Genomic DNA, 22,403 nt, shown 5'->3' with positions numbered 1-22,403 from the left:
TTGCGATCGCTGGGTACCTGAGTGGGGTGACGTCTCGGTCGAGAGCGACGAGACATCGTGCGATGCGTGACGCGGCAACTGGACTCACCTCGAGTGAGGGAAAGCCGCCGATCCGCCGGACCCCCCGTACCGTTAAGTGAAGGTGACTGTCGGAATCGACGTACATGAGATTTTTGATGTGGTAACACATATCACAGAGCATGGGTGACGGGACATCGCGAGGGTCTCGGCGGCGGGTGCTCCGGGCCACCGGGTGGGGATCGGCGGTCGTCCTCGCCGGGTGCGTGTCCGTGGGCGAAGACACCAGTCAGGCGGGCGGCGAGTCGTCAGTGGACCGACCGGCCGACTGGTGCTTCGACCGGTTGGACGATACCGTCCCGGACGTGGAAGCGAACGCGACGAGCATCGACGGGGTCGAGCGAAAGCCGGAGGGCGAGTTAGCATCGAAGGAGGAAGCCAGCTACCAGTGCGGGCCCGCGGACGGGGACCACTGTGGCACCTGTACATACTACATCGACGACCGCGACGGCGACGCGGTCGGGGCGTGTACCGAAGTCGCGGGCGAGATCCGCTCGTCGGACTGGTGTGCACTCTGGGCGCCGAGGGAGGAAATTCAGGACGAATAACTCCGACCGACGCTCGCGGGTCGCCGATCGAACGACGGACGAGCGCGGACACAACGTTCACAACGATTCGCGCGAACCCCCCAGTAGACGAATGTCCGAGGGGCCGCGGCTGCCGGGCGTCGAGGCGGATGACGACGACGAGGACCGCATCGTCTGTCACGTCGACGCCGACTGTTTCTACGCCTCCTGCGAGCGGCTGCGCGAGCCCGCCCTGCGGGGCGAACCCGTCGTCGTCGGCATGGGATACGAACCCGGCGAGACCGTCGGCGCCGTCGCCACCGCCAGCTACGAGGCGCGCGAGTTCGGCGTCGAGAGTGCCCAAGCCATCTCGACGGCCCTCGAGCACCTACCCAGACGCGCCGCTCTGGATCCGGACGCCGACGACCACGATCCGGAACTGACCCGCGAGGAGACCGGCTTCTACCGCCCCGTCGACATGGACTACTACGAGTCGGTCGCGAGCGAGGTCCGCGACATCCTCCACGACTGCGCCGACGTCGTGCGGGAGGTGAGCATCGACGAGGCTTATCTTGACGTGACCGAGCGCACCGCCTGGGAGGTCGCCGACGGCTTCGCCCGCCACATCACGGATCGCATCCGCCGCGAGGTAGGCGTCACCGTCAGCGTCGGCGTCGCGCCGACGATGAGCGCGGCCAAGATCGCCAGCGACTTCGACAAGCCCGACGGCCTCACGGTCGTCCGCCCCGGCGAAGTGCGGGAGTTCCTGGCCCCGCTCGAGGTCGACTTGCTCCACGGCGTCGGTCCCGTCACGGCCCGCGAGTTACGGGAGATGGGCCTCGAGACCGCGGCCGACGTCGCCGCCGCCGATCCGGAGCCGCTGGTCGAGGCCTTCGGCGAGCGCGGTCGGGAGCTGTACGACCGCGCCCGCGGCGACGACGACCGTCGGGTGGAACCGAAGGGCGAACCTAAGAGCTTCTCGCGGGAATCGGCGTCCGCCGACCCCGTCTCGGAACCCGAGCCGAAGTACGAGCAGATCGAGACGCTCGCGTCGGCCGTCGCCGACCGCGCCCGGCGCGAGGGGGCGCTGTACCGAACCGTCGGCGTCAAGGCCGTCCTGCCGCCGTACGACGTCAACACGCGCGCGAGATCCCTCTCCGGGCCGGTCGACGACCCCGACCTCGTCGAACGCATCGCCCGCGACCTCTTCACCGAGTTCGAAACCGACCCCGTCCGCAAGGTCGGCGTCCGGGTCGCCAACCTCGAGTTCGCGGCCGCCGATCAGGCCAGCCTCGACGGCTGGGAGCGACGCGCCGACGGCGGCGGGGCGACAGACGACGACTCGAGCGACAGCGACCCCGAGTCTACGTCCGACTCGGGCGACGGCGACGAACCGGCGTCGCCGAACGCCGCTCGAGACCCCGAAGACGGGCAGTCCTCGCTGACCGATTTCGTCGATCGGTGAACGTCTTCCAGTCCGAACGGTCATCGCAGCCGAAATAATCAATTGGGTGGAGCGACGAGAGGTACCATCCTGCACCGAACGACACGATAATTATATGTCGAGACGACAACACACATCCGACAACACACTCCCTTAACTCCCACATGACTGAGGATTTCTACGACCTTCTCGACGTTCCTGCCGACGCCTCCCAGGACGAGATCAAGACCGCCTACCGCGAGCAGGTGCGCGTCTACCATCCCGACCACAACGACGACGACCGGGCTCGAGCGCAGTTCACGGCGGTCAAGAAAGCCTACGACATCCTCGGGGATCCGGTCGAGCGCCAGGCCTACGACCGCCTCGGTCACGAGGATTACGTCGCGAAACGAACCAGCGGCCTCCCCTCGGCGGACGTCTGGCAGTCGAGCGATTCGGGCGACGAGACGTCGGACGCCGACGAGGAACCGGAGCGAGCGACGGCGACCGCGGGGGCAGGCTCGGGCGCGTCGGCGGCCGGGGAGAGCGGATCGACGTCGACGACGGACTCGCGGTCGAGCACCGGCGCGAGTGCGGGCGCCGCCTCGAGCGCGTCGACAGCGGGATCGAGCGCAAGTGCGGGCACGACGTCGAGTTCGAATGCCGCGGGGACCAGTGGGACGACTGGGACCGGTTCGACCGGGACGAGGACGGCGGGCCGAACGACGACGGGAACCACAGGAACGACGGGGTCCACGGGAACGTCCGCATCGAACGCCGACGCGAGCGCGGAGTCCGAACCCGGCGGGTTCGGCGACAACGCCGTCGTCCGCTGGTGGCGCCGCCAGAACTTCTCGCTGCCGCTGATCTGGCTGTCGGTCGTCGTCTACCTCTCCGGGCTCGGCCACTTCGCGTCGGCCAACCAGTCAGGCCTCGAGGCCCTGCGAGTCGAACTGGCCGCCGCCGGAACCGATCCCGACGCCCTCGCGACGACGCTCTCGAGCGGGCGCTACGGGATCGACTCGAGCGTCACGTATCTGACGGCGTTCGAGCTCGTCGCGCCGCCGCTCGAGGGAACGATGTGGTACGCCGCGCTGGCCGGTGCGGTCGGCCTGACGCTCCTGACGCTGCTCGGCGTGCGCGCCTACCGAGACGGCGACACCTGGGGACCGGTGTCGATCGACGAGACGATCGTGGTCGCGCTCGCGGTCACCGCGACGACCGTCCTCGTCGGCGGCCCGCTGCTGGCCGGCGCGGTGCTCATGCCGATGCTGTTCGCCGTCATCGTCCGCCACACCAGACGTGGCCCGGGCTGGAAACCGTCGTACCTGTACGTCTTGCCCGTGCTCGCCCCGCTGGTCGGCTTCGGGGTCGCGGCCGCGGACGCGGCGACGCTCGCGGTCGATCTCGCGGCGCTCGTCGTCCTCCCGATCGTCGGAGGTCTGGGGCTGCCGCTGCGGGCGACGATCCGGAAACACTTCGGGTGGTGAACACTTCAGCTGGCGAGTCGAGCGGTCGATCCGTTCGCTCGAGTACCGACATGCGAATTGTTCCGTTTCTCCGTCGATTGTTGCTGCAGTCGCTCTCGCTCGAGATGCTGGGATAGCGATTCGTTCCGAGAGCGGCGATCCATCGCCGGACGTATGGGGAGAGAGAATTACTTGAATAGTAGCGTGATTTCGCAATGCGACTGAAACCAACCGGACCAGTAACTACGTATGCGTATTGACCGGCGGGGGTTCTATCCGGTTCGAGTGAGGGACGTCGCGTCATGCTGAATACCGGGCGCGTATTCAGCGGAGATCTTCCAACAAAGAACGGTCTCGTGTGACCCAGTCCCAATCCGCCCGCCGACTAAGTACGAGAAGGGTAATGAATCGGCTAACTGCGATTAGCCATCGTTCTAAAAATTAGTCTTCTCCTACAATCAAAAGAGTAAGCAGACGCCCATCACCGCTGAAGTCGGGATTGACGGAGAAACGCTATAGGGACCTCTACCTGTTATCTTCCCACCCATAAACTACATTTTACTTATATATCTGAAGTTCGATGTCTAAAAGACCCCATTTGGGGTGTGTGAACATGGAACTAAACAGGCGATCGGTACTCAAGGGTATTGGTGCAACGGGTGTATCACTAACGTTCGCGGGGTTCGCAAGTGCTGAGGGCGATGCTCGGTATATCGTTACCGTCGAAAACGATCGTGCCCGTGATCGTCTTGAGGCCGCGGAATTCGCAATCAAAAACGTGCTCGCTGGCGGTGCTGTGGTAGTTGCCGTCGGCAGAGAAGATGCAGTTGATGATCTCGAAGGAATCCGGGGTGTCAGAACGGCCGCACGAGACGTCTTATTCGCCCTGGAGGAGCCGGTGGCGACCGAACCGGCTGACGAACACTTCGACGAGCCCATTTTTTGGGATCGCCAGTGGGACAAGCACGTCACCGACGTAAGGCGGGCCCATCAAACGGCGACTGGGGACGGTTCCACGATCGCGGTCATCGATACGGGGATTGACGCGAGCCACCCGGACCTCCAGAACGTGGACACCAATAATAGCGCCGCGATCATCGACGGTGACGTGACCGCCGGCGACGGTGGGCAGGTACACTGGCACGGAACTCACGTCGCGGGGATCGCCGCCGCTCAGGGCGGGAGCGTCACTGGAATGGCACCGGACGCCACCATCCTAAACTTGCGGGTGTTCCCGGAAGAGGGTGACTTGTTCGCGTCTGCGAGCGATATTCTGCTGGCCCTAGAGTATGCCGCCGACCAAGGTGCCGACGTAGCAAACATCAGCCTCGGGGCGGGGCCCTACCCTCCGCAGGCCAACGCCGGGGGACTCCGCGCCGCCCGCGAGAAGACCGTTAATAACGTGGTCCGCCGAGGGCTGCTTGTCTCCGCGAGTGCTGGTAACGAGGACGCGAACCTCAAGCAAGGCGGGTTCTTCCACCTCACGAGCAGCGTCGCCGGCGCGATGAGCGTCAGCGCCACCGGTCCGGACGACCTCCGAGCATTCTACTCGAACTACGGCTCTAATGACATCGCCGTCGGGGCGCCGGGCGGCGGGTACGAGACAAGTGAGAAGACCGAGAGCACGGACACTCCATGGCCGTACCCGCACAACCTCGTGTTTTCGACACTCCCCGGCCCGAGTTACGGGTGGGCAGCCGGGACGTCGATGGCGGCCCCGCAGGTCACCGGCGCCGCTGCGCTCGTCCACGAGGTCGCCCCCGACGCTAACGCGCGTCAGGTTGAACAGGCCATCAAGAATGGCGCCGATCTCGTCAATGGGCAAAACGACGACGACCTCGGTGCGGGTCGCTTGAACGCTGCCGACGCACTGGATGCGCTACGAGTACGCTAACCAGTCGCTGAAAGTGGCCGTAACTACGAATCTCGGCGGACCGGTCAGATCACGGAGAACAGCAATTTTCCACTGTCCCTATAGGGATCATGTTGGTTCCGACGCTGAATAACGAAACCGTATTACCAACTACTGCTAGCATCAGGGCGACAGAGGATTCGTTCTCGAGTGGCGTTCCGATCGGGTTCCGTCTCAGTCAGAATTCGCGGGCGTCTGAAGATCCGCTCTCAGCCGACCAGCGTCGCGACGCCCTTCGTCTGGCGGTAATCCCGCCCCAGGATCGCCTCGAGTCGCGCGACGATCGCCTCGTCGTCGGTGTCCTCCCACTCGGTCGGCTCCCGAATCGGGACGATCAGGAAGCCCCGCCCGCGGATCTCGGTAGCGTGGAGGGCGGCCATATCGAGGTCGATCCGGTGCCGTTGCGTGGTGTACTCCCGGAGGACGTGATCGGTCGCCCGCTCGCCGACCGGTAGCAGGATGTGGGCGTTGATCGCCCGCAGTTCGGCATCGAAGAACCGCTCGAGGTCGGCGTAGGACTCGTCGCTCGGCGTCTCCCCGGCCGGCAGACAGCACATGTGAATGTAGCTGCAGTACAGGTTCTCGAGGTCGGGTCGGTCGAACGGCCCGTCGGCGAAGCCGACCGCGCGAGCGACCTCCTGAATCGCGACGCCGGACTCGGTTCCGGTGAACGGCACGCCGGTCGACCGCCCGCCGTGGACGTCGGGGTGGTCGCCGATCAGGTGGAAGTCGGCGTTGGCGTCGCCGTAGCCGAAGACGGCGGTCCGCTCGTCGGGTCCGGTCCGATCGAACGGCGGTCGCAGTCCGAACGGGTTGCTCGTCCGCTCTGTGACGTTCTTCACGGCTGTCGAAAGTCTATCGAGCGGCTTAACCGCCCCGGTTACTCGCAGGCGATTCCGCAGGATCGATCTCGAGGACAGAGTCCCGAGCGATCGAGTCTAGGCTGTGGGAACTCCCGTGAAGTGGTCGACTGACTCCCGGCGATGGGCGGAGCGGCGCACCGAAACAGGATGCGTCTCTCGCGGCGCGAGCATCGAATCTATCCCCTCTGAACGTAGTAGACGACCACCTCGGCGCGGTGAGAGTCGACGAGCGGTCCGGTCGGCAGGTGAAACGCCGACTCGGCGCGGACGCTCCCTCGGGATCGTATCTCGTCGCTGATCCGCGGCGGCTCGGTGCCGACCGGATAGCCGACTCGAACGACGACGCGTTCCGGCTGGCGGAGTGGGACCGGATCGGTGTACTCGACCGTGATGTCGATGAGCGTGAGTTCGGCGTACTCGGGTGAATCGAGAACGGCCGCCACGTCCTCGTTGACGTTCTCCTCGTAGACCCCGGTTCGATAGGTGTCGTACGTCACGGCGCCGAGGAATCCCGAAAGGACGACGATCGTAACGGCGAGTGCGACGGCGCGTTTCTTCGTGGCGACGCGAGCTTCGTCCTGTTGAAACCAGTTGTCCGGACGATACCCCTTGTACCAGAGAACGGCGAGGCTGGTGATATTGATCGTGAGGATGTTTACGAGGACGAGGACGCCCGCGGCGAGCGCGACCTCCGGGAGCCCCCACGCGAGACCGATGCCGACGACTCCCAGGGGCGGAACGAGCGCTGCAGCGATCATGACGCCGACGAGGGCGGCGGACGTGCCGGCGGTGAGCGTCCACGCCCCCGCTACGCCGGCGCCGGCCGCGATGACGAGCGAGAGAATATCGGGGGTGAGCCGGCCCTGAATCTCCGAGATTTCGAAGATGTCGATCATCGGTGAGACGAGTCCGGTCGTCCGAGCGGCGACCGCGAAGCCGGCGGCGGTGACGACGCCGACACCGAGCCCGAGCACCTGGAGCTTGATTCCGCGACGGAACAACGCGCGGTCGTTGATGACCGTGCCGACGCTCGCGCCGAGCGCGGGACCGATCAGCGGTGCGATCACCATCGATCCGACGACGACCGCCGGCGAATCGAGGAGCAGACCGGCGGTCGCGACGAGCACGCTCATAATCGTCATGACGAGGTACGTGCTGAACGTGGGGGTGAGGTCCTTCGCTTCCGCCTGCAGCTCCTCGCGGGAGATCCGTGCGGTGTTCTGAGCGTATCGCTGTTCGAGTTCGTCGTACCGTTCGGAGACGACGGTTTCCGCCTCGACGATCACGGTGTAGGAATCCTCGTCGAGTCCCGTGTCTCGGAGTTCGTCGAGGACGGGTTCGACCGCGGGCGCAGGTAACGGGAACGTGATGACGACCGAGGGTTCGTCGCGGCTCTGCTCCTCGACGAGAGTGAAATCGAGACCTTCGTTCTCGAGCGTCTCCTCGACGGTTTCGCGCTGTTGCTTCGAAATAAGTATTTCCACGAGCCGCATGGGGTCACGTCCATCATACCGTGGATAAACGTTCGTCCTCCGACCGGCCGTGGCGACGGAGAACTCGAGGGGAGATCGGAGACCGCTTCACCCTTGCAGACGGGCGGATACGGGCGTCGCCGAGCACCTGCTTCACGACGATCCGAACCGCAGAACCAGCGTTTCACGATGCGGCACCGGCGGCGAAACGGCCGTCCCACTCGAGTTGCGAGTCACGGATCCGACCGCGTTTCGACCTCGAGTTCCTCGTCCAGTCGACCCGAGAGCGATGCCGGTCCGTCGTCATCCGCCGCGACCGCGATCGTCGAGCCGATGAGCGCCGCCAGGCCGCGGCGCAGCCGCTGCGAGACCGCCGAGTCGGAGACGTCGAGGCGGTCGCCCAGTTCGACCAAGGTGGTTCGCCGCGGGACGTCGAAATAGCCGGCCTCGTAGGCGGCGACCAGCAGTTCCCGCTGGGCCGTCGTCAACCCGAACCCGCGCCCGCCGCTCGGCCCGTCCGTCTCGTGGAGGCGGACGAGTTCGATCGAGATATCCCGCTCGAGGCAACTGCTGTAGAAGGCCGACAGGTCCTCGGAGGACGGAAACCGCAGGCGGAACGTCCAGCGGGTCTCGGTGCCGACGGCGCTCGTGACGATCACGTCGCGCTCGCGGATGGACTCGAGGACGCCGTTGACCCGGTCGTTCCACGCGATCTTGACGAGGACGTGATCGTCGAGTTCGTCGACGATCGAGACGGCGGCGACCGTCCGGTCGGACTCGAGGCTGTCGAGGATGTCGTCGGCGACGTCGGCCGGCGCCCAGACGTACGGGACGACCGACTCGCTGGTCGGGACCGTCGTCTCGACGGTCAGCGTCACGTCCTCGTCCATCTCGAGCATCGATCCGAGCGGGAACTCCGCCGCCGGGACCACGACCGTCGCGACGAGACTCATCGTTCGCTCCGCGCTGTCGACGGGCCGGCGGGCCCGTCGCGGTCCGTTCGTCGAACTCGATTCGACCGACTCGATGCGCTCGCCGTCCGTCCGGTAGCGGAGTACATGGAGGGATCGTCGGTGAAACATCCACAGGTGCTTACAAGAATTGGCGGGTTCGGTATCGAAGTAATTTAAATGCTGGCAACTATCTAACGAAGCTCGAGTCGATCGGTGGACGAAGGAGTCGGTCGCGACCGAACTGATTCGGGAACGGTGGATGACCGGTCTCTACAGCGGTGTGTTTATTGTTCGTCACAGAGTGTCGCCGAATATATGTATCAGGCCGGCCACTACGGGACGGCGCTGGTGGCGTACGCCCCGCTCGGTACCGCCGTCGCCCTCGGCGGACACGAGACGGCGGCGATACTCGGCGCGCTCGCCTGCGTCGCGCTCTCGACGCTCCCCGACTGCGACCAGCGAGTGCCGCTCGTCGAGCACCGCGGCCCGACCCACTCGCTGGCCTTTGCCCTGTTGGTCGGCGCCGGTCTCGCCGGAATCTCCGCGACGCTCGTCGGCGCCGACTCTCCCCTCTTCGGTGCCGGCCTCGTCGGTTTCGCCTTCCTCGTCGGCGCGCTCTCGATCTGCTCGCATCTCCTCGCGGACGCGCTGACGCCGATGGGGATCCGTCCGCTCTGACCCCTCTCGAGTCGCCGCTACACGCTCGCGGTGACCCGGGCGGCGAACCCGCTGGCCAACTACGCCCTGTTGGGCGTCGGGGTCGCGGCGGTCCTCGCGGGAGCGGGAATCGTCGCGACGCTCGGCTGATGGGGTTAGAGCAGCGACGAACGGCAGAAAAACGTGACCGCTATTATCGGGACACCGGTGTCTGCGACGTCCTCGAGGCGCGGCGCGTCAGGCCGACGCCCGCGAGGAATGCAATGAAGAGCACGCCGGCGCCGACAGCGTAGAGGGTGTCGAACGCGGGGTTGACGGCCTGTCGGCCGAGGTAGGTGACGGCGAGTGCGAGCACCGCCGTCGCGCTCAGGAACGCGGTCAGTCGACGCTCGTCGAACCGGCGGCGGCCGATGATCGTGGCGACGATGACGGACGCGAGGATGACGAGTGTGACGCCGTACTGGAACATCTGCATCGACGGGCCGTACGTCGTGATGTCGCTGATCACCGTCGGGCTGACCACCACGTGAACCGGAAGCGCGATCGCGCCTACCGTGAGCGCGCCGGTGACGTGACCCGCCGTCAGCCGCGGCGCCCAGACGAGGACGGTCGCGACGGTAAACACCACGAAGATCGAGATCGCCGTCCAGAAGTGGAGTCCGAGAATGTCCATCGTGTACGTCGTGACGGTCTCGCGACCGAGGGCGACCTGAATCGGCGTCAGCACCAGTCCGGCGACGACGAGCCCGGCGACGCGACGGTCGACGTCCGGCAGACGAACGGCGGCGACGGCCGTCCCGATGATCGCGAAGCCGGCGAACATGGCGACGAAGCGGTGAAACCACTCGTAGAAACTCGGGAGGTTCGCCGGGAGCAGGTTGTACGGGCCGGCGTCACACTGGGGCCAGTTGGCCTCGCAGGCAAGACCCGACCCGGTCGCCTTCGCGGCGATGCCGAGCAGGATCGTCGCCGCGACCATCACGAGCGTCACCGCGAGCAGATGCGGAAAGCCGAACCGTTCGATCAGCGGACGAACTACCGGACGAGAGGTCTGACTGTTGGTCGACACGGACGTTCGACGATGGCTTAGGACGGCCCGTACTTAGGTTACCCGAGTCGTTCTTACCGCGCTGGAATCGGGGTGCTAACCCCCGAACTGCGCTCGATTACGGCTCCCACCGAATGGACGCTCACCGCGACCGACGGCTTCGCGTTCGCCGCATTCAAGAGTCGGCCACGCCAGCACTCGGCATGGAGAAACGCGAGCGCCTCGAGGCCTACCTCGAGTCGAACGACCTCGATTCGGTCTGGTTCGCCCGGCCGAACTCGTTCGCCTGGCTGACCGGAGGGAACAACGTCGTCGACCGCGAGACCGACGCCGGCGTCGCCGCCGTCGGCTACGACGGGACGACACTCAGGGTCGTGACGGACACCATCGAAGCCGATCGCATCACCGCCGAGGAGCTGCCGGACCTCGACGCCAACGAGGTGTCGGTCGAGCAGTTCCCGTGGCACGACTCGTCGCTCGAAGCGGCCATCGCTGCCCGCGTCGACCCCAGCGAACGGGCCGCCGCGGATGTCGACGTGCCGGGCTTAGAGCGCGTCGATCCGACGCCGCTCCGGCAGCCGTTGACGAAACGGGACCGCGAGCGCTACCGACGGCTGGGACAGGAGACGGCCGCCGCCGTCGAGTCGGTCTGTCGGGAACTCCGGGCCGAGGACACGGAACACGAGGTCGCGTCGGCCCTGCGGGTCGCACTCTCCGCCCGGGACGTCGAGGCGCCGGTCGTCCTCGTCGGCGGCTCCGAACGCGCCCAGCGGTACCGCCACTACACGCCGACCGAGGCCGAACTCGGCGACTACGCGCTCGTCTCGGTGACGACCCAGCGAGCCGGCCTCCACGCGAGCTGTACGCGAACGGTCGCCTTCGATCCGCCGTCGTGGCTCGAGGAGCGACACGCGACCGCGGCCCGCGTCGAGACGACGGCGCTGGCGGCGACGCGGGCGGCGGCCGGCGACGACGGCACGGCCGGCGACGTCTTCACGGCGATTCAGGACGCCTACGACGCGCTCGGCTACGCGGGTGAGTGGGAGCGACACCACCAGGGCGGCGCCGCCGGCTTCGCCGGCCGAGAGTGGATCGCGACGCCCGACCACGACGCACCGGTGACGGCGCCGATGGCCTACGCCTGGAATCCGACCGTCGAGGGCGCGAAAAGCGAGGATACCCACCTCGTCACCGCCGACGAGGTCGAGTCGCTGACGGACACGGACAACTGGCCGACGACGACCGCCAGCGCCGTCGAGTTCGAACTGGAACTCGAGCGGCCGGCCGTGCTGACGCTCGAGGACTGAGGCGAGAAGTCGAGAGAACTGGGGCAACGAGTGGCCGGCGACGGTTTCGCGGCGACGTTACTCCTCGGGGCCGGGATCAGACGACGACTCGGTCGCGTCGTCCTCGTCGGCTGGGTCGGCCGAGTCGGCGTCGCGCCCCGCGGAGGTGGTGTCGTCGGAACCCGAGCGCGACGTCTCGGACGCGCCGGTCGCGGCGGGCTCCGGCGGCTCGGTGTCGTCGACGGTGATCGTCACCGGTTCGTTGCCGCCCTCGAGACCGTACGCGGATCCCCCGCGGCGATCGAGGAGGCGATCGAGCGTGAAGATGGTGTTCAGCTCCTGCTGGACCTGATCGACGACGCCGCCGACGAGTTCGCTCGGCTGAATGGCCGTGTACTCGTAGGGGTTGTTGCCGGCGCCCTCGCTGGCGCGTTTCTCCCGGTTCACGCGCTCCTCGTCGTGGAGTTCCGCCAGCGCCTCCCGGACCGTGCTCGGATAGAGACCGGTCCCCGTGGCGACCTCCTCGGAGGTGCTGCCCGGGTTGGCCAGCAGGTGGACGTAGATCTTCGCGCGGGTCTCCGTATCCAGAATCCACGAGAGCAGATCGACGATCCGGCCGTCGACCTCCTCGACGGCAGCCGCTCGATCGCCCTCGTCTCGAGGCTCCGCCGGGTCCTCCCCGCCGGACTCGAGGGCCGATTCGTCGAACGGATCGTCCGAGTCGTCGCGCGGGCGGCCGCTCGCGTCGCCTTCCCGTCGCTCGTCAGTGTCATCTAAAGCCATATGTCCTCTCATCCGAGACCAGGTTTCCTACAGTGGTAAACCTTTGCGGGAGTCAGTATCACGAACTGTTGTCGGTCGGCACGAGCGGCCGACCCAGGCGAAATCAGGCGGTGACGTGCTCACTCGGTCCCGAGCAGCAGCGACTCGCAGAGGGCGTCGGGACCCTCCTCCTCGAGCAGACGCCGCTGTCGCTGGGCCCCGCTGTCGCGCTCGTAGACGCGCTTGATGCCGTCGATTCCCAAGCGCTCGCACTCGCGGTCGACGAGTTCGCCGAGGTCGATTGTCCCCTCCATCTCGCGGTCGATGAGGCTGGCCTCGTGGCCGTGGCGGATCGCCCGCCACTTGTTCTCGTCGAGCAGTTCGCGGCGGTGCGTTCGGCCGTAGCCGTCGGCGCCGTCCTCGTATTCTTCGGCCAGCGCCTCTACGAGAGCATGGGCGTACTCGACGAACGCGAGGACGATCCCGGGGTCGGCCTGCCCGTCCGGCGTCCGCAGTTCGACAGTGCCGTGGGCGGTGTGGGGCCGTACGTCATACCAGAGTTCCCCCCGGTCCTCGATCGACTCGGTCTCGAGCATCCGGCGCTCGAACCGGTCGAAGGCCTCGTAGTCCTCGAAGTAGGTCGGCATTCCCGTGTTCGGCAGTGCCTCGAAGATCTTCGCGCGGGCCGACTGGAGCCCGGTGTCGTACCCGTTCCAGTACGGTGAGTTCGCCGAGAGCGCAAGGATGATCGGCACGTACCAGCGCAGTTCGTTGGCGATCCAGACCGCCTTGTCGGCGTCGTCGACACCGACGTGAACGTGGACGCCCGCCGTCGTGTTCCGGTGTTGCGGGTACTGGATTCGGTCGAGTTGCGACCGATACCGCGGTTTTTCGGCGTGCTCGAGCTCCTGCCACTTCGCTAGCGGATGCAGCCCCGCCGCGGCGATTCGGTAGCCGTGGTCGGTGGCGTGGTCGACCAGCGCCCGTCGGATCTCGAGCAGCGTCTCACGACTGTCCGCGGGGTCCTCGATCAGCGGCGTCTGGGTCTCGATGACGAACTTGAACAGTTCGTGGTCGAGCCGTCCCTCGAGGATCTCGGGCGGGTCGTGTTCGTAGACGAGTTCGTCGGTGCCGCTGGTCGGCCGGCCGTCGTCGTCGACGACGAAACACTCCTCTTCAATTCCCAGCGTTCCCATGCGCGTAAACGAATCCCGGGACCCGCGTTCCATCGTCTGCCGTTTTCGCCCGCGACGGTAAATACCGTACGGACTTGATAGCGTCGGTCCCTGCCGCCGTTCGAACCGCGTGACTCGCGGATCAGCGACGACTGCGGTCTCGAGACGTCCGTTCGATTCGTCTCGAGTCGCCCCGCCGTCACGCGTCGATTACGACGCCACGGTCTCGCTTTCGGGATCGACGTCCGCCTCGTCCTCGCGAAGCTTGAACTTCTGGATCTTGCCGCTTGGGTTCTTGGGCAGTTCGTCGACGAAGTAGTACGTCCGCGGGCGCTTGAAGTCCGCGAGCCGGTCACTCTCGAGGACGAACTCGTCGAGAGCGGCCGCGTCGACGCCGTCGACGACGACGTACGCGACGACCCGTTCGCCCCACTCTTCGTCGGGTTCGCCGACGACGGCCGCCTCCTCGACGGCGTCGTGGGCGAACAGTACGTCCTCGACCTCGGCCGGGTAGACGTTCTCGCCGCCCGAGACGATCATGTCGTCCTTCCGGTCGACGACGAAGAGGTAGCCGTCCTCGTCGCGGTAGCCCAGGTCGCCGGTGTAGTACCACGTCGTCCCGTCGGCCTCGCGCAGGGATCGCGCGGTCGCCTCGGGTCGGTTCCAGTACTCGCGCATCGTACACGGACTCGAAATCAGAATCTCACCGATCTCGCCCGTCTCGACCGCGGCGGCCGGATCGGCGTCGGGGTCGACCACGCGCACGCGGTGGTTGAGCGCGGGCAGACCGGCCGATCCCTGCTTCGGAACCTGATCTTCGGGGGGCTGAAAGACTCCCGCAGGGCCGATTTCGGTCATCCCGTAGGCCTGAACGTAGTCCTCGCAGAGGTGGTCCATGCAGTTCTCGAGTACCCGCTCGGGCATCGGCGCCGCGCCGTAGAGCCCGATCCGGAGCGACGAGACGTCGACGTCGGTTTCGGCGGCGGTCAGCGACAGCGCGTTCCACGCGGTCGGCGCCGCGAAGAGGACCGTCACGCCGTGTGCTTCGATCGCCTCGAGGGCCGCCTCCGGGTCGAACTCGTGGTGGATGACGTTCGTCGCGCCGCGGTGGACCCTCGCGAACAGGCTGCAGTGGAGTTCGGCGCAGTGGTACAGCGGCATGATCGACAGCCCGACGTCGTCGCGGGTGAGGTCCAACTCCGCGATACACAGCAGGTTATGTTCCACCATGCTGCGGTGCTCGTGGACGACGCCCTTCGGCCGACCCGTCGTCCCCGAGGTGTAGATGAAGGCGTAGACGTCGTCCTCCTCGACGTGGACGTCAGGTCGGTCGGTAGAGCCCGACTCGAGGAGGTCGTAGAACCCCGTCGCGTACTCCGGGGCCTCCTCGCGGTCGTCGTCGATATAGACGTACTCCGAGACGGTCTCGAGGCTCGGTCGCGCCCCCTCGACCGCCTCCCGCGTCTCGGACTCGAACAGGACCAGCTCAGCTTCGGCGTCGGTGACGATGTACTCGATCTCGCCCGCCGGCAGGCGGAAGTTCAGTGGGGTGAATACGGCGCCGAGCTTCGCGCAGGCGTAGACGGTCAGCGCCATCTCCGACCCGTTGTGCAGCACCGTCGCGACCCGATCTCCCTTCTCGATTCCGCGGTCGGCCAGCGCGTTCGCCAGCCGGTTCACGCGCTCGTCGAACTCGGCGTAGGTCCACCGCTGATCCTTGCGGGGATAGACGATCGCGTCGCGGTCGGGATAGCGGTCGACCGTTTGCTCTAAGGTGTCGCCAATTGTGGGGTGCTGTGACATACCACGGCTGCGTACGACGAAGTCGCTTATATTCTTTGTTGGGTACGCCACCGTTCGCCGCCGTGACCGGGCGACCGTGCTCATCGAGGGGGCGGTACTCCCGAACTCAGAGCGTCCCGACGACACGCCCTCTCAGCGATCACGAGGCCGATCGGAACGCCCGTGAGTTCCGCCGGAGGATACATGGACTCCTGTCCGTCTCAAACCCGTCTCGAACGCTGGTGTGGATTCGGGGACTCCCTCGAGACGTCTCCGCAGTGGAACCCGATGTTACGCTCCTGATTGCGAGACTAACGGTCGGAACAGCTCTCTTACCACGATCGTCCCGTCCGGCGAATTCGGACGTTTCTACTCGTGAAACGCTCGAACGAAACGTCCGGTTTTTGTTGAATTATGACAGTGAAATCGATGATTCCGATGCCACGTACACGAACTATCGGCGTCGCGGTCGTCGCGGCGCTCGTCCTCCTCTCGGGGGCGAGCCTCGCGTTCGCCGCGACCGACGCCGGCACGACGACCCAAGACAACGAGACGGAGAACGAAACGGCCACAGTGACGTTCGAGAACCAGACGTCCAACGGGACGGCAGTCACGGTCAACAACACCACGCTGCCCGAGGGCGGCTTCGCCGTCATTCACGCGGCCGCGCCCGTCGATGGGGACGAGAACGAGACCGTCACGAACCTCTCCGAGGAGTACGAGACCGGAGCGGTCCTGGGTAACTCTACCTACCTGGACCCCGGTGAGAACGAGAACGTGACTGTTGAACTCAACGAGTCCCTCAATGAGAGCCAGGTCCTGATCGCGATGGCCCATCAGGACACCAACGACAACGAGACGTACGAGTTCCCCGAGGCCGACGACCCCTACACGAGTGACGATGAACCGGTGACCGACGACGCGATGATCACGCTCGAGGACGAGATGAACGAGACGTCCGAGTAACCGAGAGACGTCGAAGCGAACGAGACGAGGGATCGCAACTCCTCTCTCGTTCCCGTTCGCTACTGGGAGCGGACGCGATAGCTGTTCGGCCGGGGTCGGACGGTCGCTTCGCATCGTGATCGACGCCGATCGCGACCGGTCGATTACGCGATCCGCGCGCCACTGCTCGCGACCGCACAGTCATCGCGGAGCTACCAGCCTCTGGGCGGATCGTTCTCGATGCTCGAGGCGCAGTCAGAACACCGCTTCGAATCCCGATTTCGTGCCCCGGTCAGTCCGCTTCCACTCCGCGATCGACCGCCGCGAGTGCGGCGGACTCGAGCGCGGCGGTCCCACAGGCACCGGCGAAGCGTTCGGCGCGCTGTGTCGGTTATCAGAGCCGCCGAATCTATTTCACGGGCCAGCAGCGGTGGTCCATACCTTCTCTCATCGCGGCTGCGCGATGATCCCGAGGTGGTCCGCGTGATACGTCTCGAGCCGTTCGGTCTCCACGATTTCGTACCCTTCCTCGAGTTCCTCCCGAACGTCCTCGAAGACGGCCGTCGGCTCCCGGGTCACATCCTCGCTCCGGGCCTTCACGGCCAGCAACAACCGTCCGTCGTCGGCCAAAAAGCGCCGGTTCTCGAGGGCCACCCTTGCCTGCCCCCGAGTCGCGACGTCCTGAATGAGTACGTCGACGTCCGATTCGACGACGTGGGCGTACGTCTCGGGCTTCCGGGCGTCCTTGAGCAGCGGGAAGAGCCGCGGCCGGCTCTCTGCCGCCTCGAGCAAGTCCCGAGTGGGCCGCGCGGCGAACTCGACGGCGTAGGTCGGGCCGGCGAAGTCCGCGACGTGGCTCACGGTCGTTCCGCTCGCGGCGCCCAGATAGAGGACCGTCTCGCCGCCCTCGAGGCCGGTGTCCATGCCTAACTCGAGCATCGCGCCGAGCTTCGAGCGGTTCGGGTTCCACGCGCGCCACTCGCCGTCGGTCGGTTCGCCGTAGACCGGTTCGCCGCGGGTGGCGAGGCGGTCGGTTCCGTCGAACGCGCGGCGCTCGACGCCATCCGGAAGGTCCTCACTCATCGTCGTCACCTCCGTTTTCGTCGCCAGCGCCGTCGTCCGTCCGCGCCTGAATCTTCTCGATGCGCTCCTCGAGTTCGGCCTCGAGTTCGGGCTTCAACTCGCCCGAGTAGTGGTCGACGCGGGCGGCGATGGCGAGCTTGCCGGCCACCGCGCGGGCCGCCGAGCCGCGCTCGTTGGGGTGGGTGCCCCGGACCGCGTCGTGCGTGTAGATGATCCCGTGTTTGGGCGAGGGGGCGTGCCCGCGCAGGTGGGCAAAGAGCGCGTCCTCGGCGCCAAGCACCTGAACCGTGCCGCTGGGTTTCTTGGCCAGGCTCTCGAGCCCGCCGGCCAGCGAGATCAGCCGCGCCGCGAGGACGGGGTCGGCCATGGCGGCGAGGTTGGGCGCCACCGTCGGCGCGGTCCGCTCGACGTACTCGCGCAGTTCGTCGGCCTCGTCGGCGAGGCCGGCGATGCGCTCGGCCAGCGAGACGAGCGCGTCCGGCGCTGCGTCGGGCGTCTCGTCTCGACTCGCCAGTTCGCGGGCGTAGTCGACGCCCGTGCCGGCGTCGGGGTCGACGGTTCCCGCCCACTCGGCCAGCCGTTCGGCGAGCTCGTTCGCGGTCCGCGTGCAGTCGTCCATCGCGCGCACCGCGTGGACGAGTTGGCGGTCGTCGGCCGCCTCGCGCTCGGTCACCGCCGCCCTCGCCGCCGCCGTCGTCGCAGCTCGTAGGGCGCCGTAGTAGTCGTCCTCGTCGCCGACGACCCCCGCTTCGACCGCGAGCGCGGGCCAGTCGCGGGGCTCGTCGGCGGCCCCCTCGCGAACCGCCGTCGCGGCCGCCTCGGGACCGTCGGACTCGAGGGCCCCGAACCAGCCGTCGTCCGCTCCGGCACTGTCAGTCATGTCTTCACCTTGGAGGCCGCGGTCGTATATGCGTTCTCGAACGACGCCGAGGTCCGTACGCGCCGAGCGGGAGGGAAGCGGAGACGGCGCGTCGCGATCGTTCGAGCGGAGCGGTTTCGACTGCGTTACCGACATTCCGGGGTGGTGACCGATCGTCGAAACGCCTATCGGTCCGCCCCGAAAACGTCCGAGAAGGATGTACAAGCGACGGAGGTCCCAGCGATGTACGTACTGATCGTCGGCGCGGGGCAGGTCGGCCAGATGATCGCCGCGAACTTAGCGGATACCCACGACGTCGCGGTTGTCGAACGCGATCCCGAACTCGCCGACGACATCACGTACTCCTACGACGTGCTCTCGGTTCAGGGCGACGGGACGGAACTCGAGACGCTGCGGGAAGCCGGCCTCGAGCGCGCGGATCTGGTCGTCGCCTGTACCGATAGCGACGAGACGAACATCGTCATCTGTGGCACCGCCAAGACCGCCAGCGACGCGTTCACCATCGCGCGCGTCCGACGGCGAACGCTGCTGAACACGTGGGAGGGGTCACAGAACGCCTTCGGCGTGAACTTCATGGTCTGTACGGACCTGCTGGTCGCCCAGACGATCTTCCGGATCTCCGGCTTCCCGCGGGCCCAAGACGTCGAGACGTTCGCCGGCGGCCTCGTCAGGATGGCCGAGTTCGAGATCGGTCCGGAGAGCCCGCTGGTCGGCAAACGCGTCGAGGAGGCCGACCGGTACGACTCGATGACGTTCGCCGCCGTCTTCCGTGAGGAGCAACTGATCGTCGCCCGCGGCGACACCGAGTTCCGCGCCGGCGACCGGATCGTCGTCATCGGGAGCCCCAGCTCCGTCAAGGAGTTCGCCATGGCGATGGTTCCGGACACGACTTCGAGCGCCGACGACGTGGTCATCGTCGGCGGCAGCGAGATCGGCTTCCAGGCCGCCCGCGAGTTCGAGGCTCACGGTTTCGAGCCGCGGCTAATCGAACGGGACGAGAAGCGCGCCCGTGAGATGGCCGAGGCGCTACCGGACACGTTCGTCATGCAGAGCGACGCGACCGACACCGACTTCCTCACCCGCGAGCACATCGACGAGGCCGACATCGTGGTCGCCGCCCTCGATAGCGACGAGAAGAACCTGCTGGTCTGTCTGCTAGCCCACCGAGTCGGCGTCGATCGGACGGTCGCGATCATCGAGAACACCGAGTACACCGACCTCTTCGAGGCCGTCGGGATCGACGTCGCGATCAACCCCCGCGAGGAGACCGCCGAGGAGATCGTCCGCTTTACGCGGACGGATCAGACCGAGAAGATCGCGATGTTAGAACACGACCGCGCCGAGGTCATCGAGGTCGAGCTCGGACCGGAGAGTGCCCTGACGGGTCGAGAGATCGCGGAGTCGATGGCCGAGCTGCCCGACTGCGTCGTCATCGGCGCGATCTCTCGCGGCGGCGACCTCGTCACGCCCCGCGGGACGACGGTCCCACGGGCCGGCGACCACATCGTGCTGTTCGTCGACGCGGCCGCCCTCGACGAAGTGTCGGCGGCGCTGTGAGGTGAACCGATGAGACAGCGAACCGGCTCCGTGAGGGAGTGAAGAACCCGTCGTCAGTCCGTTCTCGTCGTCTCGGACTCGGGATCCGGCGTCGACGGCTCCGTCGTCACGCCCGTCTCCGCGTCGCTTCGATTGCCGCTTCCGGATCCGAATATCCGCTCGCGAACCGAGCGTTTGTGGCGCTTCTCGGCGAGCAGTACCGAACAGTCGACGTCCTCGAGGACGTCGAGCACGAGCGAGCCGCGAACGACCCGCGAGAGCAGGCCCTTCTCCGTCGCGCCGATGACCAGCAGCGTCGCGTCCGCTGCCGCGTCGCCGATGCTGCGCTGGACGTCGCCCGTCTCGACGGTGAGCGTCGCGTCCGACAGGTCGCGTTCGTCGGCCCACGACTCGAGGAACGCGCGTCCCTGCTGGGGATCGTCCGCGACGTGGAGTAAGGTCACCTCGGCGTCGTACTGATCGCGCAGACAGCGCGCGACGGCCGCCGCGAGGTCGGAGTCCGGACCGCCCGCGGTCGGGAGGAGGATCCGGGACGGGTCGAACCCGCGGTCCCGAAACACGAGGAAGTCACACGGCAGCGAGTGGGCGAGTTCGTCGGTCCTGCTCTCCACGCGGCCCGACGATCCCAGCGAGTCCGGACCCCAGCCCATCACGCAGACGTCGGCATCGTAGCGCGTGGCGGCGTCGAACACTTCCTCGACGCCGCGGTGCGAGAGAACCACGTGGGTTTCCACGTCGACGCCGTACGTCTCGGCGTCGGCTCGCGCCTGCTCGACCAGGTGTTCGGCCGCCTCGTGGTCCCGCTGGTCGCGTGCGGCCGTCAGCGACGTCTGGTCGGGGACCTTCTCGACGTTGACGGCGACGACCGTCCCGTCGTTCTGGTCCGCAATGGCGGAGGCGAGGGTGATGAGGTGTTTCTCGTGGGCGGGGTTCGCGAGCGGGACCATAACGCGGTAGTCGCCGCCCTCCGGTTTGACCGCCGTCGTCGCCGACACCGCCGCGTCGGGGAGTTCGTCGGATCGCTCGAGGACGTAGTCGGCGAGCACGCCCTGCGATTCGATCTCCGACCGGGCGTAGCCGAGGTACCAGACGAGACCGAACACGACGAACGCCATCGAGAGGAGGATGACGGTCGGTTCCATGAATCCGATCAGCGCGAGCGAGAGCACCGCTCCCAGGATCGGCGTGATGGGATACAATGGGACTTCGAAATCGGGGTCGTAGCCGGCGGGTTCCGCCTCGCGGAAGACGATCAGCGCGATATTGAGGAGCCCGTAGACGATGAGGTGGAGGACGCTGCCGGCCGACGCCAGCATCTCGAGGTTACCCAGCGCGATGAACAGCAGGATGAGCGCGCCCGTGATCGCGATCGCGCGATACGGCGTCGCGAACCGCGGGTGGATCTCGTTGATCTTCGGCGAGACGAGCTTGTCCCGACCCATCGCGAAGTTGATCCGCGAGGACGCGAGGATCGAGGCGTTCGCCGACGAGGCGGTCGCCAACAGCCCGCCGAACAGCAGCGCGGCGGCGCCGATCGGCCCCATCAGCATCTGCGCGACGTCGACGACGGCGGTCTCGTTGTTCGCGACGACCTCGGTCTCGACGGCGGCGAGCACCGTCAGGAGGATCAGCGCGTACATCACGGTCACGATGACGACGCTCCCGATGACCGCCCGCGGTAAGTTCCGGCCGGGGTTCTGAATCTCCTCGCCGACGGACGTGATCTGGACGAACCCGAGGTAGGAGACGAAGACGAGCCCCGTCACCGGGAGGAGCGGCGCCCAGCCGAAGGGATCGACGGGGCGGAGCGTCTCCAGATCGGCGTTCATGAGACCGAACAGCGTGAAGACGCCCAGAATACCGACCAACGTGACGACGATGATGTTCTGTAACCGGCCGGTCTCCTTCGCGCCGACGTAGTTGACGGTGATGAAGAAGGCGGCGCCGACCAGCCCGATCAACTGGGCCGACTCGAGGCCGACGGGACCGAGCGTCAACGCCGGGACGGTCACGAACTGGTTGACGTACTCGCCGAACCCGTACATGTAGAACGCGGAGGCGAACGCCAGCCCCATCCAGTTCCCCCAGCCGGCGATCGAGCCGAACAGCGGCCCGAGTCCCTGATTGACGTAGTAGTAGGCGCCGCCGGAGACGGGCATCGCCGTGCCGAGTTCGGACGCCGAGAGCGCCGTGAACAGGGCGATCACGCCGCCGATGACGAACGCCAGCGACGCCAGCGGGCCGAGATCCGCGACGGCCTCCCCGGGGAGAACGAAGATCCCCGCGCCGATCATCGTCCCGACGCCGATCGTCAGCGCGGCGAGCGGTCCGAGGTCCTTGGCGAGTTCCTCGTCGCTCCCGCTCATCGGTTCCCCCCCGCTGGTCTTCCGGTGAACGCGTTCAGTAGCCTTCGTTTCATTGTAGTAGTAAGTGATGTCCGGCGTTCGACCCGCCCCATCACTGACCGCGAACGCGGACGGGACGCGGCGATACCGAGAGTCCTCGCCGTATGGAGGACTGTTCGGACATACTCGGGCGATGTCGGACACGCG

At 66.7% G+C, this 22,403-nt stretch carries 17 protein-coding genes and 1 pseudogene; 8 read left to right on the top strand and 10 right to left on the bottom strand.

Going from position 1 to position 22,403, the window contains the following annotated elements; translation table 11 throughout:
• The first annotated feature begins 200 nt into the window (after positions 1-200).
• The 4 genes from HTUR_RS10340 (at position 201) to HTUR_RS10325 (ending at position 5,370) form a co-directional block, all read left to right on the top strand.
• Positions 201-626: a high-potential iron-sulfur protein gene (locus HTUR_RS10340; RefSeq protein WP_012943273.1), complete on the top strand. Its 426-nt coding sequence runs from the start codon at positions 201-203 to the stop codon at positions 624-626.
• A gap of 91 nt (positions 627-717) precedes the next feature.
• Positions 718-2,049 carry a DNA polymerase Y family protein gene (locus HTUR_RS10335; RefSeq protein ID WP_012943272.1) on the top strand — a complete coding sequence of 444 codons (1,332 nt, stop codon included), beginning with the start codon at positions 718-720 and terminating at the stop codon, positions 2,047-2,049.
• Between the two features lie 143 nt (positions 2,050-2,192).
• On the top strand, positions 2,193-3,497 hold the full coding sequence (locus tag HTUR_RS10330; RefSeq protein WP_012943271.1) for a J domain-containing protein: 1,305 nt from the start codon (positions 2,193-2,195) through the stop codon (positions 3,495-3,497).
• Positions 3,498-4,089: 592 nt separating this feature from the next.
• Positions 4,090-5,370, top strand: coding sequence for a S8 family peptidase (locus tag HTUR_RS10325; RefSeq protein ID WP_012943270.1), 1,281 nt, complete (start codon positions 4,090-4,092; stop codon positions 5,368-5,370).
• 227 nt (positions 5,371-5,597) lie between these two features.
• Here HTUR_RS10325 and HTUR_RS10320 read toward each other — a convergent pair whose 3' ends face one another.
• The 3 genes from HTUR_RS10320 to HTUR_RS10310 form a co-directional block, all read right to left on the bottom strand.
• A complete protein-coding gene (locus HTUR_RS10320) occupies positions 5,598-6,230 on the bottom strand; it encodes a uracil-DNA glycosylase family protein (RefSeq protein WP_012943269.1) in 633 nt (210 codons plus the stop codon).
• A gap of 197 nt (positions 6,231-6,427) precedes the next feature.
• Entirely contained in the window at positions 6,428-7,744 is a 1,317-nt protein-coding gene (locus HTUR_RS10315) for a TIGR00341 family protein (protein ID WP_012943268.1), read from the bottom strand.
• A 212-nt stretch (positions 7,745-7,956) separates the two neighbouring features.
• A complete protein-coding gene (locus HTUR_RS10310) occupies positions 7,957-8,805 on the bottom strand; it encodes a helix-turn-helix domain-containing protein (protein WP_012943267.1) in 849 nt (282 codons plus the stop codon).
• A 186-nt stretch (positions 8,806-8,991) separates the two neighbouring features.
• Here HTUR_RS10310 and HTUR_RS10305 point away from each other — a divergent pair.
• A pseudogene (locus HTUR_RS10305) lies at positions 8,992-9,483 on the top strand (metal-dependent hydrolase).
• Positions 9,484-9,526: 43 nt separating this feature from the next.
• Here the strand turns inward: HTUR_RS10305 and HTUR_RS10300 are convergent.
• Positions 9,527-10,402 (bottom strand): cytochrome oxidase assembly protein, encoded by an 876-nt coding sequence (locus tag HTUR_RS10300; RefSeq protein WP_049941688.1) that lies wholly within the window; start codon positions 10,400-10,402, stop codon positions 9,527-9,529.
• A gap of 182 nt (positions 10,403-10,584) precedes the next feature.
• On the opposite strand from HTUR_RS10300, the gene HTUR_RS10295 reads away from it, so the two are divergent.
• Positions 10,585-11,688, top strand: coding sequence for a M24 family metallopeptidase (locus tag HTUR_RS10295; protein ID WP_012943264.1), 1,104 nt, complete (start codon positions 10,585-10,587; stop codon positions 11,686-11,688).
• Between the two features lie 57 nt (positions 11,689-11,745).
• Here HTUR_RS10295 and HTUR_RS10290 read toward each other — a convergent pair whose 3' ends face one another.
• The 3 genes from HTUR_RS10290 to HTUR_RS10280 form a co-directional block, all read right to left on the bottom strand.
• A complete protein-coding gene (locus tag HTUR_RS10290) occupies positions 11,746-12,450 on the bottom strand; it encodes a helix-turn-helix domain-containing protein (RefSeq protein WP_012943263.1) in 705 nt (234 codons plus the stop codon).
• Between the two features lie 119 nt (positions 12,451-12,569).
• Complete coding sequence (locus HTUR_RS10285) at positions 12,570-13,658, bottom strand: glutamate--cysteine ligase (RefSeq protein WP_012943262.1); 1,089 nt, start codon at positions 13,656-13,658, stop codon at positions 12,570-12,572.
• Between the two features lie 156 nt (positions 13,659-13,814).
• Entirely contained in the window at positions 13,815-15,407 is a 1,593-nt protein-coding gene (locus HTUR_RS10280; RefSeq protein ID WP_012943261.1) for a fatty acid--CoA ligase, read from the bottom strand.
• A 408-nt stretch (positions 15,408-15,815) separates the two neighbouring features.
• Here HTUR_RS10280 and HTUR_RS10275 point away from each other — a divergent pair, with 408 nt between their 5' ends.
• Positions 15,816-16,352 carry a DUF7282 domain-containing protein gene (locus tag HTUR_RS10275; protein WP_049941876.1) on the top strand — a complete coding sequence of 179 codons (537 nt, stop codon included), beginning with the start codon at positions 15,816-15,818 and terminating at the stop codon, positions 16,350-16,352.
• 426 nt (positions 16,353-16,778) lie between these two features.
• Here HTUR_RS10275 and HTUR_RS10270 read toward each other — a convergent pair whose 3' ends face one another.
• A complete protein-coding gene (locus HTUR_RS10270) occupies positions 16,779-17,414 on the bottom strand; it encodes a fibrillarin-like rRNA/tRNA 2'-O-methyltransferase (protein ID WP_012943259.1) in 636 nt (211 codons plus the stop codon).
• The gene (locus tag HTUR_RS10265; protein WP_012943258.1) at positions 17,407-18,294 is read right to left on the bottom strand and encodes an NOP5/NOP56 family protein; all 888 of its coding nucleotides are present in this window, start codon (positions 18,292-18,294) and stop codon (positions 17,407-17,409) included. The genes HTUR_RS10270 and HTUR_RS10265 overlap by 8 nt, the downstream gene beginning before the upstream one ends.
• 222 nt (positions 18,295-18,516) lie before the next feature.
• Here HTUR_RS10265 and trkA point away from each other — a divergent pair, with 222 nt between their 5' ends.
• Positions 18,517-19,851 carry a Trk system potassium transporter TrkA gene (gene trkA / locus HTUR_RS10260; RefSeq protein ID WP_012943257.1) on the top strand — a complete coding sequence of 445 codons (1,335 nt, stop codon included), beginning with the start codon at positions 18,517-18,519 and terminating at the stop codon, positions 19,849-19,851.
• 53 nt (positions 19,852-19,904) lie between these two features.
• Here trkA and HTUR_RS10255 read toward each other — a convergent pair whose 3' ends face one another.
• Positions 19,905-22,217 (bottom strand): amino acid permease, encoded by a 2,313-nt coding sequence (locus HTUR_RS10255; protein WP_012943256.1) that lies wholly within the window; start codon positions 22,215-22,217, stop codon positions 19,905-19,907.
• Positions 22,218-22,403 lie beyond the last annotated feature (186 nt).

Source organism: Haloterrigena turkmenica DSM 5511 (assembly GCF_000025325.1).
GTDB classification, from domain to species: Archaea; Halobacteriota; Halobacteria; order Halobacteriales; family Natrialbaceae; genus Haloterrigena; species Haloterrigena turkmenica.
The sequence above is the reverse complement of the archived record's forward strand: the minus strand, read 5'-3'. Positions and strand labels throughout refer to the sequence as shown.

What these genes read in the sequence shown, in the direction of transcription:
- HTUR_RS10340 (WP_012943273.1), top strand. Translation starts at nt 201, where the DNA reads ATGGGTGACGGGACATCGCGAGGGTCTCGGCGGCGGGTGCTCCGGGCC.
- HTUR_RS10335 (WP_012943272.1), top strand. Translation starts at nt 718, where the DNA reads ATGTCCGAGGGGCCGCGGCTGCCGGGCGTCGAGGCGGATGACGACGAC.
- HTUR_RS10330 (WP_012943271.1), top strand. Translation starts at nt 2,193, where the DNA reads ATGACTGAGGATTTCTACGACCTTCTCGACGTTCCTGCCGACGCCTCC.
- HTUR_RS10325 (WP_012943270.1), top strand. Translation starts at nt 4,090, where the DNA reads ATGGAACTAAACAGGCGATCGGTACTCAAGGGTATTGGTGCAACGGGT.
- HTUR_RS10315 (WP_012943268.1), bottom strand. Translation starts at nt 7,744, where the DNA reads ATGCGGCTCGTGGAAATACTTATTTCGAAGCAACAGCGCGAAACCGTC.
- HTUR_RS10310 (WP_012943267.1), bottom strand. Translation starts at nt 8,805, where the DNA reads ATGTTTCACCGACGATCCCTCCATGTACTCCGCTACCGGACGGACGGC.
- HTUR_RS10295 (WP_012943264.1), top strand. Translation starts at nt 10,585, where the DNA reads ATGGAGAAACGCGAGCGCCTCGAGGCCTACCTCGAGTCGAACGACCTC.
- HTUR_RS10290 (WP_012943263.1), bottom strand. Translation starts at nt 12,450, where the DNA reads ATGGCTTTAGATGACACTGACGAGCGACGGGAAGGCGACGCGAGCGGC.
- HTUR_RS10285 (WP_012943262.1), bottom strand. Translation starts at nt 13,658, where the DNA reads ATGGAACGCGGGTCCCGGGATTCGTTTACGCGCATGGGAACGCTGGGA.
- HTUR_RS10280 (WP_012943261.1), bottom strand. Translation starts at nt 15,407, where the DNA reads ATGTCACAGCACCCCACAATTGGCGACACCTTAGAGCAAACGGTCGAC.
- HTUR_RS10275 (WP_049941876.1), top strand. Translation starts at nt 15,816, where the DNA reads ATGATTCCGATGCCACGTACACGAACTATCGGCGTCGCGGTCGTCGCG.
- HTUR_RS10270 (WP_012943259.1), bottom strand. Translation starts at nt 17,414, where the DNA reads ATGAGTGAGGACCTTCCGGATGGCGTCGAGCGCCGCGCGTTCGACGGA.
- HTUR_RS10265 (WP_012943258.1), bottom strand. Translation starts at nt 18,294, where the DNA reads ATGACTGACAGTGCCGGAGCGGACGACGGCTGGTTCGGGGCCCTCGAG.
- trkA (WP_012943257.1), top strand. Translation starts at nt 18,517, where the DNA reads ATGTACGTACTGATCGTCGGCGCGGGGCAGGTCGGCCAGATGATCGCC.
- HTUR_RS10255 (WP_012943256.1), bottom strand. Translation starts at nt 22,217, where the DNA reads ATGAGCGGGAGCGACGAGGAACTCGCCAAGGACCTCGGACCGCTCGCC.